We start from the raw sequence: 15,804 nt of genomic DNA, 5'->3' as shown, positions 1-15,804 counted from the left end.
CGGGAGAAGACATCATGGCATTTACCAAAGTTTGTAAGATCGAAGATATTATTCCAGGTACCGGTGTTTGTGCGTTGGTTGGTGGTGAGCAAGTGGCTGTCTTCCGCCCAACTAAGGCTGATGAAGTATTCGCGATTAGCAACACAGACCCTTTCTTCCAATCAAATGTGTTATCACGTGGTTTGATTGTAGAGCACAAAGAAGAACTTTGGGTGGCAAGTCCGCTTAAGAAGCAACGCTTTAACCTAGCAACAGGTACGTGCATGGAAGACGAAAACTTCAACGTAAAAGCGTACAAAGCTCGTGTTACTAAAGGCGCTGTAGAAATCTCTGCGTAGTTAATTGGAATCTTATACATACATAGTTAGTTAGCAAGATTTGATAGTTCAAGGGTTCTAGCTCTCGATATTGCCTTAACTCGGCAACTAGAGCCTTTTCCTATCCAATTTTAACTTTTTAAGGACAACCTTATGTCTACTGATTTTAAACCCGCTGAATTCGTTCAAACGATGATCGATGTGGGTGAAGCAAAAACGAAAACAAGTACTCGTGATCTTCTGATTCGAAGCACTATGGCTGGTATCATTCTCTCGCTTGCTGTCGTTGTGGCAATCACGACTATTGTACAAACAGGCATCGGCACTGTTGGCGCACTTGTGTTCCCAGTGGGTTTTGTGATTCTAAGTGTGATGGGTTACGACCTAGTAACTGGCGTATTTGGCCTTGCCCCTTTAGCTAAGTTTGATAACCGCCCAGGCGTGACTTGGGGGCGTGTTTTACGTTGTTGGGGTATTGTTGGCCTTGGTAACCTTATCGGCTCTCTCATCGTTGCCGTACTGATTGCTATCTCATTGACAGGTAACTTCTCTTTAGATCCAAATGCAGTCGCCCAAAAATTCATTGCGGTTTCAACAGCTCGTAGCTTAGGTTTTGAAAACATGGGTCTGGACGGGTGGATCACGTGTTTCGTACGCGGTATCTTCTGTAACCTCATGGTATGTCTAGGTGTGATTGGTAACATAACAGCACGTACAGTGTCTGGCCGTGTAGCAATGATGTGGTTTCCTATCTTCATCTTCTTCGCGCTAGTATTCGAGCATACAGTAGTCAATATGTTCCTATTCCCATTGGGTATGATTCTAGGCGCTGACTTTGGTATCGCGACATGGTTGAACTTCAACCTTATCCCTACCATTCTTGGTAACATCGTTGGTGGCCTACTGTTAACGTGTGTTCCTCTATACCTAACTCACGCTAAAACGGCTCCTTCTCTAGGTGCTAAGTAAATCTGAATACGGTGAAACGTAATTTAGTCTGAGGATTGAAAGCCCCAACAAATTGTTTGGGGCTTTTTTGTTCGAACGTTTTAAGCACTATTAATGTGTTGATTGTTATTGAGCAAAATACCTGCAATAGATTGTTTTGTTATAATTACTTCTATCTTCGTTAGTATTTAGACAGAATATTTAATTCAACACCTGATAGTCTAAGGGTTAAGGATTTGGATAAGTCATCACAAATACAGTGACTTACCACATAGATTGAAGCTTGAGAAAAAACAAGCAAACCTTCGGAGCACAGCATGTCAGAAGTATCGTCATCGAATGTTAAAGAAGTAACCAAAGGATTGGTTTCATTAGTAGGGGCTGGCCCTGGTGACCCAGATTTACTTACCCTAAAAGCGGCACGTGTTATTCAACAGGCTGACGTGGTCGTTTATGACCGCTTGGTATCTAAAGATATTTTGGCAATGGCCAACTCCGATGCAGAAATGCTGTATGTGGGAAAAAAGCTCGACCATCACTGTGTACCACAAGATCAGATCAACCAACTGCTCGTGACTAAAGCGCAAGAAAATAAGCATGTGGTTCGCCTGAAAGGTGGTGACTCGTTTATCTTTGGTCGTGGAGGTGAAGAGTGTGAAACCCTAGCGGAGCATGGCGTCAGGTTTGAAGTGGTACCCGGAATCACCGCCGCAGCAGGCGCGACGGCTTACGCGGGCATTCCACTAACACATCGAGATCACGCACAAAGCGTCCAATTCATTACTGGACATCTAAAGAAAGATGGTGAAGATATTGATTGGCGCTCGCTTGCTCAGCACAATCACACGATCGTGTTTTACATGGGTCTGAAAGAGAGCCCGAACATTCAGAAAAACTTATTGGATAACGGTATGCGAGCAGACATGCCCGTTGCGATTATTGAAAATGGTACACGCCAAGAACAGAAAGTGTTCCGAGGTGGATTGAGTGATTTAGCGAACCTTGCTGGCGTTGCAAAAAGTCCTGCGTTGATTGTTGTCGGCAGCGTGGCTCAACTTCATGAAAAATTAGCTTGGTTTAACACGCAAGTTTAACGACGTAACCTCAAAGCCGATAAACAATCAGCCAGTGAATAAATCAAGAATCAAATACTGCAGCGACTACTTTGTCGCTGCATTTCTCGTTGGCGCATTGGCATTTCGTCAATGATATTGGTGATTTTCTGCCAATCTGTTTTACCACTCCATCTGTATTTCTCTTTACCGTCTTTACCTATCAACACAGCGGTGTGTGAACCTTTAGGTATCTCATAAATACGGGTTACGGCATCTAAGTTAAACTCTTCTTCTAGCCAAGTAGGCACAGTGTAACCGCTCTCTGCTATTACCATGATGACGACATCTCGTTCGTCTAATTGACAGTTATTGATCAACACTTCATTGAGAAACTCTTTAACCACTGAATCTTCTTTTGGTGCGAAATAAATCACACTGCGGTGTGGTAATGAATTGGTGTGAGAACTCGCTGGATAGGCGAGTGCTGAGCTGATGGTTAAGCTCATTATCAGTATCATGCTGATGGTGAGAAACTTAAGTAAATCAGAGCAAACGTTTGAGTTATCGCTTGTTTGTGCCGATCTGGCTGTGTTGAGGCTTACACACGGTTTATGTGTTTGTCGGTGTAGCATGGCCAACCTCCCTTTAATAACACTGAGCCTGAGTACGATTTGATTGAAACGTGAATGTAGTTATGCGAAGAATAATTCCGGGTAACTGGGGAACAAATCGACCTACATTAAGCATAGTTAGGTTTACGTTGAAGATGCTTAGATTTACGTTGACGCTAGCTAAAGGGTTCATTTTTTTTTAAATAAAGCGACTCGCATTTCCTCATTGAATAGAATAGGGTATACGGAAAATCTAAAGGTATGAATTTATGGAAAACATAGCAATTCTGGTCGACGTTCAAAACGTTTACTACACCACTCGTGACAAATATCGTTCTAACTTCGACTATAACCAGTTTTGGTATGTTGCCACGGAAGGGCGTAACGTTGTTACAGCGAATGCTTACGCAATCTCTAGCCAAGATCCTAAACAGCGTCAATTTCACCATATCCTCCGTGGTGTTGGTTTTAATGTGAAGCTAAAACCATTTATTCAGCGCCGAGATGGCAGTGCAAAAGGAGATTGGGATGTGGGTATTGCGTTAGATGCTATAGAGCTTGCAGAAACGGTTGATACGATTGTTTTGGTCTCTGGCGACGGTGATTTCGAAATCCTTGTAGAGCGAATCAAAGAACGTTTTGGCAAACCGGTTGAAGTATATGGAGTTCCTGGGCTAACCGCGCAAAACCTTATCGACTCTGCCTCAAAATTTGTTCCGATTGAAAAAGATTTTTTATTATAGAGTAAATCTCACATTTATAATTGAAATCAATAATAACGATTATTAGAATGCAAACTATTATTATTTATTGGTTTGAGTGATGTCGCGCGTTTTAGTTGTTGATGATGATATTCAGTTGTGTGAGCTATTGGGTGAAGTGTTAGAAAATGAGGGGTATCACGTTGATACTGTTCATTGCGGAGAGTCCGCGCTTGAGTTTATTCAATCGCATCCTGTCGATTTGGTTTTACTCGATGTAATGCTTCCAAACCTAAGCGGTATTCAAGTGGCAAGACGCATTTGTCAGCGTTTTGCTACTCCTATTCTTATGTTAACTGCGCTTAATGATGACGCATCTATGCTCGATGGCTATCAAGCGGGTGCCGACCAGTACATAGCTAAACCTTTCAATGTTCCTGAACTCTTAACCCGTATTAAGGTGATCTTGCGCCGCGTTGGGTTTGAACGTCAGAGACAGTCTTTGGCTTCGTCCGATCGTGGCTTGTGCGAACAGTTCTCTCGTTTGCCATTAACCGGCACAGAAAAAGACCTACTTGACTACCTCATTAAACACGATGGGATCGTCGTATCAAAATCAGATTTACAAATCCATGTGCTCAAGAAGGAGCTGTGTCCGTTCGATCGTAACTTAGATATGCATATCAGTAATATACGACGGAAATTGGTTCAGGCTGGCTTATCAAAACAACATATTAAAACGGTGCGTGGTAAAGGATACAGTTATCTAGAGTCAGTTGGAGCATGAGCGCTAAGTTACTGCGCTGCCCAGACTATATAGCTAAGCGTAAGGATGGCTTAACGTTCCAACTATTCAGTTACTTGACAGTCATTCTGGTTAGTATACTCATCCTTCAAGGCGTGGCTGAAAGAGCGCTGATGAAAGCGCTTTTGAAAGTCCCTGAATCCGTTAAAGCTGAAATGCTTGACCTTGCCTATCAAGCCAATGTGTTGATTGAAGAAGGTGATATGGATGAGTTAGCCGATTGGGGGAACGCTCAAGAGTATTACTTGTTTGTGATTGATAAAGATAACCAACCGATTACGCACCGACACATGCATCCGCACTTTGAATTCAAGCTTCAATATCTACGAACTTTGGATCACCAACTGAGTGACCGTGTGAGCAAGCCTATATTTGGTCTACCGCTTAATAACGGAAATACCTTGGTTATCCAATTGCCGCACCAGTTCCACCCCGCCAAATCTTTTGCACCTTATTCTTATCTAATTAAAGCTTTGATTGCTCTTATCGTGTTGACACTGTTCTCGATTATTATGGCGAAGAGTCTACAGCAACCTCTCGATCGCCTAAGGGAAGCCAGTCGAAGGTTAGCGCAAGGGGACTTTTCGGTGAGTGTTGTGTCTGAGCTCGATTCAACCACACGTGAATTTAACGAATTAGCCCATGATTTTGATCATATGACGTTCGAGATAAAGTCATTGGCTGAAAAGCAGCGTCGTTTGATCCGTGATGTGTCACATGAGCTTAGAACGCCATTGGCAAGGCAAAATCTCGCATTACATTTATTGCGAAGCAAGGTTGACGACAAGAGCGTCGGTTTGCTTGAACGACTCGAAAGTGAAACGGAAGAGATGAACAAGCTAGTGGGAGAAATCCTTGAATTCAGCCGTTTAGAAACGTCTCGTTATGACCCTAAGTTAAGCTTGATGCATCTTGAGCATTACTGTTCGATGCTTATCGCGCAAATGCAAAGCGACCTAAAGCCGAATCAAACCTTAGTCGGCGATTTAGAAACGCCGACATCAATGGTTAATGTTGACGAGAGACTTCTTCTTCGAGTCGTTGGTAACTTGGTTGGTAACGCGATTAAATACGCAGGAGAGAATGCTCATATTGTCGTTACTACATATGAACTATTAGCAGACAGACGTTACAGTGTCATATCTGTAGAAGATGACGGTGATGGCATTCCTGATAACAAGATTTCAGGTATCTTCGACCCGTTCACGCGTATTGAATCAGCCCGAGATAAACAGTCTGGTGGTTATGGCTTAGGGCTTGCGATTGTTAAGGAAGCGGTGGGTGTGATGAATGGCTATGTTACTGCTGAGAATAGAGAAAGTGGGGGACTTCGAGTAAATCTGATGTTTCCCGCTATTAATTGAATCTACCACTTAATAAAAACGCCACTGCATCTGCAGTGGCGTTTTAGTTTATACGCTTTAGCTTGAAGGTAAGAGCGACAGATAAGCTAGATTATGCCTGTTGACGTGTTAGCTTAACTTCTTCTTCTTTCTCACCAGCAGCCGGGTCATTGAAGCGAGCTTCGTCAAAAGAACCTTCAGACTTAGCCACAATGATAGTTACGGCACTATCTCCAGTGATGTTTACTGCGGTGCGAATCATGTCAAGAAGACGGTCAACACCCATGATAAGCGCGATACCTTCCAGTGGTAGGCCTACTTGGTTCAATACCATCGCCAGCATAACAAGACCAACACCAGGAACACCCGCTGTACCAACAGACGCTAATGTCGCCGTTAGGATAACCATTAGGTAGTCACCCATCGTCAAGTCAATGTTGTACGCTTGCGCGATAAATGCAGTAGCCACACCCTGCATGATAGCTGTACCGTCCATGTTTACAGTCGCACCTAGTGGTACTGTGAACGAAGCAACTTTATTATCTACGCCCATGCGGTTCTTCGCTGTTTCCATTGTAACTGGAATCGTTGCGTTCGAAGAGGCCGTTGAAAACGCAAACATGATCGCATCTTCCATCTTACGTAAGAAGGTGATTGGGCTTAAACCTGTGAATCCTTTAAGCATTGCACTGTAGGTAACCAAACCGTGCAACAGTAGGGTACCAGCCAGAACTAAGAAGTATTCCGCTAGGTTCCAAATTGCGCTTAAGCCAAGGCTAGAGAACAGTTTCGCCATTAAGAAGAAAACACCGTAAGGCGCTAGGTTCATTAGTAGTGCGACAAGCTTCATGATAACTTCGTTCAAGTCAGAAAAAACCGCAGCAATACGTTCACCAGGTTTACCCGCCGCACTGATAGCAATACCAAACAACACAGCAAATACGATAACTTGCAACGTTTTCCCTTCAGCCATTGCCTGGATAGGGTTGGTAGGGAACATGTCGATAATCACTTGGCCCAAAGAAGGGGCATCCGTTGATTTGAAAGAACTTGCTGCAGTAAGATCCGCACCAGCTCCAGGTTGGAACAGGTTACCGATAGTGAGTGCAAGGGTAATAGCAACGGCTGTTGTACCGATATAAAGTGCAAGTGTTTTGCCACCCATACGGCCAAGAGTTGATAAATCTTTAAGAGAGCTCGTACCGCACACTAGTGAAACGAAGACTAGCGGCACAACAAGCATTTTTAAACTGGCGACGAATATCTGTCCGCCAACTTCAAAGAGTCCGTTAACGATGTAATTGTTGACAAATCCACTTTCTGCAAAAAGGGATTGAATGGCAAATCCCGTCAATATACCTGCGACCATACCGAGAATAACTCGTCCAGTCAGAGACATAGGTTTCTTGGTATTCATTTAGAACACTCCTTATTATTGATAACTTTGACACCTTTTCAAAGTGAGCAGGAGATTATCAGCCTGTTAAAGAAATCGAAAAACAAAAAATCGCCTTGGGATTCTAGATGTGATCAAAATCACTGATAAATCTATAAATTAAACAAATTAAAGCAAAGTTATTCACTGTTTAATTACATTTATCGAGAGTTTTATACACAAATTAAGGAGCTTGAAAGGTAATAAATAAGACAACCGGATTATTGATGAAATAATGTTCGTTAAATCGACGTTATTCATAATGCGGATAGCGATAGTTTCTACCCATAAACCTATCTTCTAACGGTGGGCATATAACCTGTTGTATCAAATGAACTTTGTTAATATGCAAGTAATCAATATCCCTTCGTTCCTTTACAAAGCCTTACAAATGCAAAGAATGTAAATTTAATGCAAATAGTAATGATTATCACTTATATTCACTTGCGAAATAATTCAGTGGTGCCGGTAACGGCCTAATGAGCACAGCGAATAAATAAAAAAGTGCTCGGATAAAAAGAATAGCGGAGTAAAGGACATGTTTTCAAAGAGCCCATTGGCTTTAGTGATCGGCGCGGTATTGGCTTCACCAACAGTATTGGCAGAAACAGCACAAACAGACGAGCATATGGTCGTAGAAGGTCGTGATTATGGCTACAAGGCCGATACGAACACCACTGCAATGCGCATGGAAGCAACTCAGTTAGAGACTCCGGGACAAGTTTCAGTAATCGATGAGCAAATCATCGATGAACAGCGTGCAACAACGCTTGGTGACGTTCTGAAGAATGATGCGAGTGTAAGTGCGGGTGGTACAAGCCGTAACCGTGAGCGTTTTTCTCTACGTGGCTTCTCTGTAGGGAGCTCTTCAGGCTTCCTTAAGAATGGCCAACAACACTGGTCTCACTACCGCCAACCTATCGAATTGCTAGAGCGTGTTGAAGTATTGAAAGGCCCTTCAGGTCTTCTTTATGGTATTTCTGCGCCAGGTGGTCTGATCAATATGGTCAGCAAAAAGCCAACTTACGATACGCAAGTGAGTGTTAGTCAAGATATTGGTTCTAATGATCATTCTCGCACAACGGTCGATGTAAGCGGTGCGTTGAACGAGGCTGAAACTCTACGTGGTCGTGCAATCTTATCTAAAGAAAGTTACAACTCTTGGAGAACGTATGGTGACGGCTCTGAACCTCAAACAGAACGTTTTGTTGGTGGGGTAGTTGTTGATTACGATGTAACTAAAGACGTAACGGTTTCTGTTCATTACGACAAAACTAACGACGATGGCAGTGTCGATTCGGGCTCTTTATACACCCTAGATGGCAATCGAGTTGGTAGCGACAAGCACATTTGGGATGCGCAGTGGTCACAGATTGAAAACGATGTTGAGAACGTTGGTTTTGATATTGCCGCTAACCTAACGGATATATGGTCAGTAAAAACAGGTTTTAACTACCAAGATTTCGAACGTATTGATATGGAAAGCTACCCAAGCTTTAAAAATATGAACCCTGATGGTACGGGTACCGTGACTCAAGGCGGTAACTACCGTCATGACAAATGGCGTTTCAGAACGGCTTATGTCGATCTTACAACAACTGCTGAGCTCGCGGACACAGAGCACAAACTATTATTCGGTGCTAACTGGTTGGGCTACAGCTACTATCGCGGTATGGACCGTTTCAATAGTGGCGAATATGCACCAGATGCAACAGTACCAGCTCCGTCAGTGGGTCCAACATCGTTAGGCAAGATGAGTACTTACGATACTTGGGGCTTCTATATCCAAGATTTGGTTACTATTAACGATGAATGGCAAGTTCTTGCGGGCGCTCGTTTCGACCGTAAAGTCAGTTCTGGTGTGGCAGAAGAGAACGTAGCACCTAAGCTAGGCGTGATTTACCATCCAGCTTCAAACGGTAGCATTTACGCTTCTTACTCTGAAAGCTTCGAACCTCAAGGTGTTGTTTCTAGTGGCAGACGCACGTACACCAATGATGGCCAACTTCTTGATGCCGCAACTGGTGTATCGTACGAAGTAGGCACTAAGTGGGAGTTGATGGACGAGCGCCTATTTGTATCGGGTGCAGTCTTTGACATTACTCAAGAAAACATCTCAATGGACGTAGAAGATACTGCGTCTGGTGATTGGACTAAGACACAAGGTGGTGAGCAAGTTCACCGTGGCGCTGAGTTAGGTGCGCAAGGTTTCATTTCGGAAAGATTCTCAATGTCTGGTTCTGCAATGTACTTAGACGCTGAAATTGCTAACCATGAAACATATGGAGGTAATCGCCCTGCAGATGTACCTGAGTTTGCAGCAAGTGTTTGGTCTACTTATGCCGCAACCAACGAAGTTGATGTGAATTTAGGCCTTATCTACGAAGGTTCACGCTACGGTGATAGTGCGAACACATTTAAGAAAGATGGCTATGCTCGTGTCGATATGGGAGCTGCATATACGATGAAATACGATGATTCTTTAGATTTTGTTGCTCGTCTAACGGTTGAAAACGTATTTGATAAAGAATACCTAGCAGGTGGTGGTTCTACTTCGTCAAGCCATCAATTTGCAGAAGACGTAGTAATCGGCGAAGGCCGTAACTACATGGCCACACTACAGATAAAATACTAATTTGTTGGTAGGGTGTCATTGGTAGTATAAATATTTAGGGGGAAGTTTAGGCTTTCCCCTTTTGTTATTTTGCTACTTCATAAAATATACCTAGTAATGTGAGTGACTTTTAATGATAATGAGACTGCTTATCAATAAAACTCATTTGACCTTCTTCTATAGTAAATGACTACAATTATGAATCTTTTAAAAATTAGCCTAGCACTTACCATTAGTTTGGTTGCTGTGCCTTCTATGGCAAACAGCTTGGATCAAGCTCAATCTATTCAAAATAAGACCAATAACGCGTCGGCATCGAGCCAGAAAGTTATTGATAAAAGCTCACAAGCCACTTTGATGCTTCAAGCTGAGATTGAACGTCTGCAAGAAGAAGTGAAAAATCTCGAAGTCTATCACGATCATCTTGCCGCATTGGTTGAGAGCCAAAACAACGAAGCCCAAAGTATTAAAGGGCAGATCGACGAAATCAAATATACACGCCAGGGTGTTGTACCTTTGATGTATCAAATGATTGATGGCCTTCAACAGTTAGTAGAGCAAGATGTGCCAATCAAGAAAGAGCAACGTCTAGAAAGAGTTGAAAAGCTACAAGCAATGATGACTCGTGCTGATGTCAGTGATGCAGAGAAATATCGCCGTATTTTAGAAGCGTATCAAATCGAGATGGACTACGGCATTAAGTTGGGTGTTTATCAAGGCCGAGTAGCATTAACTAGCGAGAAAACAATTGAGGCCGATGTTTTGTATCTGGGACGAATTTCTCTAGTGGCTCGTAACTTGAATGGCAGTCAGTATTGGTCTTGGGATCAAGTAAAAGATCAATGGCAAGAGCTTGATTCATCAATGAAACCTGAGCTAGATAAGGCTTATGATGTTGCTAGTCAGCAAGCGGCACCAAGCTTAATTACTTTACCTGTTTCTTTAACTGTTGCGGAGGTTAAGTAATGAACTTACAGCCATTAGCAGTATTACTTTGTATTACATCACTTTCATTTTCTGCTTTTTCTGCATCAGATACGACGGCTCAACTCGTTAATAAAGCTAAATCAGAGAGTCGTGCTCAAGCTTCCCACAACGTTGTTCGTGAATCTGAATTCAAAAGAACAGAGCAAGAGCTGAAAGTGATCAAAGCACAACTGGCAACGAAGCGAGCTTCAATCCAAGCCGCTACAGATGCGTTGACCAGAACCTTCAGTGAAAATGAAAACAAACTTGCACGTTTAGAAGAGAAGCTTCGTTTAGAAACGGGCAGTTTAGGCGAGTTGTTTGGTGTTGTTCGTCAAAATGCAAAAGAGTTAGGTGCCGAATTAAATTCCACGATCAATAGCGTGGATCGTGGCGCACATACAGAGACTGTCAATCAGATCATTGACGCTAAATCACTGCCATCAATGCCACAACTATCGGGTCTTTGGGCGAGCATGAATGAGCAGATTCAAGCGAGCTCAGAGCTTAGCAAATCTCAAATTGCGTTCATCAATGGTGAAGGAAACACACAAACCGTTGATGCTTACCGACTAGGTTCAATTGGGCTAGTTACAGAGCAAGGCTACGTGAGCTGGAACACCCAACGTGAGGATGCGATTGCGTATCTAAAACAGCCATCGAATGGCCCGACTTTGGCGTCACTTTCTTCGTTAGCGAATGGTGAAGTGTCTAACGTGGTTGTCGACCCTTCTCGCGGATTCATGCTAGAGCAATTAGCACTTACGCCAAGCCTAGCCGATCGCCTTCAAGCTGGTGGCGTAGTCGGTAAAGTGATTCTTGGTTTACTTGCAATTGGTTTGATTATCGCGCTGGTTCGTGGTGTTTCTTTGATGATTGCTCGTCAAAAAATTCGTTCTCAATTGAAAAATTCAGAGCAAGCGGGTGACAACCCACTTGGCCGTATCCTTGCCGTTTATGACAAAGAGCAAAACCAAACGGTTGAAGCCCTTGAGCTAAGACTGCTAGAAGCGGTGGTTGATGAGCAAACTCATTTAGAGAAAGGTTTATCAATGCTGAAATTGCTTGCTGCTCTTGCCCCTATGCTTGGCCTACTTGGTACGGTTACCGGCATGATCGAGACATTCCAAGTGATCACCCAGTTTGGTAATGGCGACCCTAAAGTGATGGCGGGTGGTATTTCTATGGCTCTAGTGACCACCGTGCTTGGCCTTGTTGCAGCCATGCCACTTCTTCTTGCACACAACATTCTTAGCACTCAGGCAGAAAATATTCGCAATATTCTAGAGAAACAAGGTATTGGCCTTGTGGCTGAGCAAGCAGAAAAGACGATTGAATCAAACGCTGTTGTTTCATCAGTTGGGACTGCTGCGTAATGGATATTTTGTCGGGTTCTCTATTACCAGCGAGTTGGTTAACGAGTGACTGGCTGCTGTCTTTATCAAGCTTTATGGAGCAGGGCGGTTTCGTTCTGTGGTGGCTAGCGGCTGTTGTCCTTGTTTATTGGGTGCTTGTGGTAGAACGCGTGCTTTATCTTGCGTTCTACTTTCCAAAGCAACGTAAAGTGTGGGTTGAGAAGTGGCGTGAAAGAGAAGATCACTCTTCTTGGCATGCTAAAGCCATTCGTGAAGGCTGGTTGGGGCAGGCAAGTATCTTGCTACATCAAAATTTGAACTTTATTAAACTGTTAGTCGCTATTTGTCCGATGTTGGGTCTGCTAGGTACCGTAACCGGTATGATCTCTGTTTTTGATGTCATGGCGACTCAAGGCAGCAGCGACCCTAAATTAATGGCTTCAGGTATCTCGTTGGCGACACTGCCGACCATGGCAGGTATGGTCGCGGCATTAGCGGGGATGTTTGTTCATGCTCGCTTAGCAAAAGTGTGTAGCCGCTTGGAATTAAAATTAGAAAAATCTTTAAGGAGTCAACGATGAGACTCGGTCGACGTCATTCTAAAAACGAAGAGGCTCAAATAGACCTAACTTCGATGCTTGATATTGTATTTATCATGCTCATTTTCTTTATTGTGACCAGTTCATTCGTGCGTGAATCCGGAGTTGAAGTCAATCGTCCGCAAGCTTCTAACGTGGTTAGCCAAAAAGATGCCGGTATCTTCGTTGCTATCACATCGGCTAACGATATCTTCATTGATAAACGTGTTGTGGATGTAGAACGTGTTCAAGCAACACTAGAACACTTGTTGCTAGAACAACCTGATGCATCTTTAGTGATTCAAGCGGATGAACACGCATACAACGGTACGGTTGTTAAAGTAATGGATGCCGCTAAAGGTGCAGGCGTGAAAAACATAGCGCTTGCTGCTGATAAGCGATGATCTTGGAGGATCTTTATAAATGATTCGCCTATTTCTTGCTCTACCGTTAGCGGGAGCATTGGGCTTAGCTCTGTTTTCTTTCATGGCTTGGATGGTTGATAATGGCCATCAACGTTCATCAGATAACAGCGAAACGTTAAGTTTCAACATGGTGATGGTGGAACAAGAACAAGAAGTTCAAAGAAGACAGCGCGCAGTTCCTGAAAAACCTGAAATGCCTGAACCGCCACCGGAAGCGCAAACGTCTCAGTCACAAGCTGAAGTTACGCCTCTGAATTCGATGTCTTCTTTGCCTTCACTGGATTTGAATACATCCATTGATGGTCTAGCGATTAACGCACCGACATTTTCTGATTTTGGGTCAAACCAACAGGCAATGCCTCTGTATCGAGTAGAGCCTCGTTACCCAGCAAAAGCGCTTAAGCGCGGTGCTGAAGGTCATGTGATTATGTCTTTTACTATCGATGAAACGGGACGCCCAGTTGACATTGAAGTCACTGATGCAAACCCACGTCGTATGTTTGAACGTGAAGCGATGAGAGCACTTAAAAAATGGAAATATCAACCGAAAGTCGTCGATGGAAAAGCGATAGCTCAGGTTGGTCAAACCGTGAAACTAGAGTTTAAGTTGGCAAAATGATGAAACAGATATGGATATTAGTGGGCTTGTTGTTCATGCCCCTTACAACACAAGCAAAAGACCTAACCCAATATACTGCAATTCGTGTTCAAAAGGCGCATAAGCTGGCTCAAGATGAACAGGTTAAACAAGCGATTGACGTACTTGCAGGCTTGGAGCTTTCTAAAGGCTACGATAAGGCGTACGTTGCTCGAATGTTGGGTGTGTTTTATTGGCAAGAGGGTAAAACGGATGCGGCAATTAAACAGCTTACTTATGCGGTCGACAGTAATTTACTGGTGGATGAACAAGCTTGGGTAACGAAGCGCATGCTTGCTGATTTGTTGTTAAATGATCAGCAGTTCAAAAAAGCGCTTCCGCACTACTACCAGCTAGTAAAAACGGCCCCAGAAACGGAAAAGAAAGACACGCTTTGGATGCGAATTGCACAAGCGGAATACCAAATTGAAAACTGGTCGAAAGTCCTAGTTGCCATCGGTAACCACGACAAGTTTAATTCGAAACCAGAGTTATCATCTCTATCGCTAAAACTCGGCGCACAGCTCCAGTTAAAGCAGTGGAAGCAGTCTATTCCTACACTGGAAAGCCTCATTGAACTTCAACCAGAGAAAGATAACTGGTGGCGTCAACTTGTCGGTATTCAGCTAAGATTGGAACGTAATCGTGATGCATTGAACACGTTAGCACTGGCTGATTTACAAGGCGTTGAGCTGAAAAACTCAGATCGCCGCTTGTTAGCACAGCTTTACGCTAAACGCGGCATTCCAGAGCGTGCTGCTCAAGAGATCGCTAAGTTAGATGATGCGAACAGTGATGTTCAGCTTCTGGCTGAGCAAGCAACCTACTGGCAGTTAGCTAAAGAGTGGGACAGTGCCATTGAAGTGTGGACGCTAGCGGCTAAAAAAGACATCCAATATCATTGGAATGTCGCTCAGCTGTTGGTTCAGCAAGGTTACTATGATCGAGCGCTGGTTGTTCTCGACAAAGTGAAAGACAAAAACAAACAGGCCGACGTTGCTTTAGCGAAAGTACGATCATGGTATAAGCTAAAGAACCTAGATAACGCTCTTGCTCAAGCAAAGCGTGCGAACAACATCGATCCCTCGTCTGAAGCAAAAGGTTGGATTAAATATCTGACTCAGCTTAGAACAGTCAGCGATAACGGAAATGTCTAACTGCTGATAGTGAAAAAAGAAGATAAAAATAAATAAGCAAAAGGGTGTCATCTGATGGTTCAAATGACACCCTTTTTAATTCTGGCGGCTAAAGTTCATTCCGTTTTACTGTTTGGATAAATTGCTTAAGGGCTGCACATCGTGCCACTAGACGTTGCGCTTTGAATCACGCCTCCGGTGCCAGCTATCCAGTTAATGGTACAATCTCGATAAGGATTCTTAAATATATATAAAGTATAACCATTATCTAATGGCTTCTTCATCTCAATCCAAGCATAGTTTCGAGATGCCCAAAAACTGATAGGGCGTGAGCGTTCAGTTAGATACTGTTCTTGTACATCAGTTATGTCTGAACCGATATATTCTTGGATGCGCTCTTCCGTGTTGGTTATTTGGCTAGTACACGCAGTTGCTAGCGTAGCAAAAGCCAAAACAATAATACGCATTTCAAAATCCCTTTCAGCTTAATTAGCTATCTCTAAATCGGTTATGGGTTCTATTTTTTAGCAAACCATATCAACCGATGAGTCCATCGTTTGTTCTTGATCGTCAAAATGTTCCAACGATCAAATAGTCCTAACTTTCGTTCCTTAACGCCACAGCGCTTATTTTAAACCCACCTCAATCGAGCATGTTGAGGCTAAGGTTTTTTTGAGGTTTGACGCTGTTATCAGTCATCTCCAATACAAGTTATCAATTACCTCTAGTACAAGCTAGCAAGAATATGCATACAGCTCGATGACTTCCGATGTAATGTTATGTAAATCTCCTTATATCGCTCGGCAAACGTAAACAATGTAAATTGAATGCCAATACGAATTATTATCAACTAAATTGACGCCATAAAAATTATAGGT

At 43.2% G+C, this 15,804-nt stretch carries 16 protein-coding genes; 13 read left to right on the top strand and 3 right to left on the bottom strand.

Annotated features, from left to right (window positions below; genetic code table 11):
* The first annotated feature begins 14 nt into the window (after positions 1 to 14).
* The 3 genes from nirD (at position 15) to cobA (ending at position 2,359) form a co-directional block, all read left to right on the top strand.
* A complete protein-coding gene (nirD, locus tag OCT63_RS08915) occupies positions 15 to 338 on the top strand; it encodes a nitrite reductase small subunit NirD (protein WP_269983600.1) in 324 nt (107 codons plus the stop codon).
* Positions 339 to 470: 132 nt separating this feature from the next.
* Positions 471 to 1,286 carry a formate/nitrite transporter family protein gene (locus OCT63_RS08910; protein WP_269983599.1) on the top strand — a complete coding sequence of 272 codons (816 nt, stop codon included), beginning with the start codon at positions 471 to 473 and terminating at the stop codon, positions 1,284 to 1,286.
* 296 nt (positions 1,287 to 1,582) lie between these two features.
* Positions 1,583 to 2,359 carry a uroporphyrinogen-III C-methyltransferase gene (gene cobA / locus OCT63_RS08905; RefSeq protein ID WP_161684455.1) on the top strand — a complete coding sequence of 259 codons (777 nt, stop codon included), beginning with the start codon at positions 1,583 to 1,585 and terminating at the stop codon, positions 2,357 to 2,359.
* 50 nt (positions 2,360 to 2,409) lie between these two features.
* Here the strand turns inward: cobA and OCT63_RS08900 are convergent, their stop codons facing one another.
* Positions 2,410 to 2,952 (bottom strand): DUF4174 domain-containing protein, encoded by a 543-nt coding sequence (locus OCT63_RS08900; RefSeq protein ID WP_269983598.1) that lies wholly within the window; start codon positions 2,950 to 2,952, stop codon positions 2,410 to 2,412.
* Positions 2,953 to 3,200: 248 nt separating this feature from the next.
* On the opposite strand from OCT63_RS08900, the gene OCT63_RS08895 reads away from it, so the two are divergent.
* The 3 genes from OCT63_RS08895 to OCT63_RS08885 all read left to right on the top strand — a co-directional run bounded on the left by OCT63_RS08895 (position 3,201) and on the right by OCT63_RS08885 (position 5,801).
* A complete protein-coding gene (locus tag OCT63_RS08895; protein ID WP_046223538.1) occupies positions 3,201 to 3,674 on the top strand; it encodes a LabA-like NYN domain-containing protein in 474 nt (157 codons plus the stop codon).
* 79 nt (positions 3,675 to 3,753) lie between these two features.
* Complete coding sequence (locus tag OCT63_RS08890; protein ID WP_017058226.1) at positions 3,754 to 4,419, top strand: response regulator transcription factor; 666 nt, start codon at positions 3,754 to 3,756, stop codon at positions 4,417 to 4,419.
* Positions 4,416 to 5,801, top strand: coding sequence for a sensor histidine kinase (locus OCT63_RS08885; protein ID WP_269983597.1), 1,386 nt, complete (start codon positions 4,416 to 4,418; stop codon positions 5,799 to 5,801). The genes OCT63_RS08890 and OCT63_RS08885 overlap by 4 nt, the downstream gene beginning before the upstream one ends.
* A 91-nt stretch (positions 5,802 to 5,892) precedes the next feature.
* Here OCT63_RS08885 and OCT63_RS08880 read toward each other — a convergent pair whose 3' ends face one another.
* Positions 5,893 to 7,197, bottom strand: coding sequence for a dicarboxylate/amino acid:cation symporter (locus OCT63_RS08880; protein ID WP_161749298.1), 1,305 nt, complete (start codon positions 7,195 to 7,197; stop codon positions 5,893 to 5,895).
* A gap of 556 nt (positions 7,198 to 7,753) precedes the next feature.
* Here OCT63_RS08880 and OCT63_RS08875 point away from each other — a divergent pair.
* From OCT63_RS08875 to OCT63_RS08845, 7 genes are all read left to right on the top strand, one after another.
* Entirely contained in the window at positions 7,754 to 9,850 is a 2,097-nt protein-coding gene (locus OCT63_RS08875; RefSeq protein ID WP_269983596.1) for a TonB-dependent siderophore receptor, read from the top strand.
* 177 nt (positions 9,851 to 10,027) lie between these two features.
* A complete protein-coding gene (locus tag OCT63_RS08870; RefSeq protein WP_161679681.1) occupies positions 10,028 to 10,795 on the top strand; it encodes a DUF3450 domain-containing protein in 768 nt (255 codons plus the stop codon).
* Positions 10,795 to 12,171 (top strand): MotA/TolQ/ExbB proton channel family protein, encoded by a 1,377-nt coding sequence (locus OCT63_RS08865; RefSeq protein WP_269983595.1) that lies wholly within the window; start codon positions 10,795 to 10,797, stop codon positions 12,169 to 12,171. The genes OCT63_RS08870 and OCT63_RS08865 overlap by 1 nt, the downstream gene beginning before the upstream one ends.
* Positions 12,171 to 12,731, top strand: a complete 561-nt coding sequence (locus OCT63_RS08860) for a MotA/TolQ/ExbB proton channel family protein (RefSeq protein ID WP_017058232.1) — start codon at positions 12,171 to 12,173, stop codon at positions 12,729 to 12,731. Before OCT63_RS08865 ends, OCT63_RS08860 begins: the two co-directional genes overlap by 1 nt.
* Positions 12,728 to 13,132: an ExbD/TolR family protein gene (locus OCT63_RS08855; protein ID WP_004739212.1), complete on the top strand. Its 405-nt coding sequence runs from the start codon at positions 12,728 to 12,730 to the stop codon at positions 13,130 to 13,132. The genes OCT63_RS08860 and OCT63_RS08855 overlap by 4 nt, the downstream gene beginning before the upstream one ends.
* 19 nt (positions 13,133 to 13,151) lie before the next feature.
* Positions 13,152 to 13,772 carry an energy transducer TonB gene (locus OCT63_RS08850; RefSeq protein ID WP_060466709.1) on the top strand — a complete coding sequence of 207 codons (621 nt, stop codon included), beginning with the start codon at positions 13,152 to 13,154 and terminating at the stop codon, positions 13,770 to 13,772.
* Entirely contained in the window at positions 13,769 to 14,947 is a 1,179-nt protein-coding gene (locus tag OCT63_RS08845) for a tetratricopeptide repeat protein (RefSeq protein ID WP_269983594.1), read from the top strand. The genes OCT63_RS08850 and OCT63_RS08845 overlap by 4 nt, the downstream gene beginning before the upstream one ends.
* A gap of 125 nt (positions 14,948 to 15,072) precedes the next feature.
* On the opposite strand, the gene OCT63_RS08840 is transcribed toward OCT63_RS08845, so the two are convergent.
* Entirely contained in the window at positions 15,073 to 15,393 is a 321-nt protein-coding gene (locus tag OCT63_RS08840; RefSeq protein ID WP_269983593.1) for a hypothetical protein, read from the bottom strand.
* Between the last annotated feature and the right edge of the window lie 411 nt (positions 15,394 to 15,804).

Source organism: Vibrio sp. RW, from assembly GCF_027587105.1.
In the GTDB taxonomy this organism is placed as follows: domain Bacteria; phylum Pseudomonadota; class Gammaproteobacteria; order Enterobacterales; family Vibrionaceae; genus Vibrio; species Vibrio toranzoniae.
Note: the sequence above shows the minus strand (reverse complement) of the source record. Positions and strands in the feature narration are given on the sequence as shown.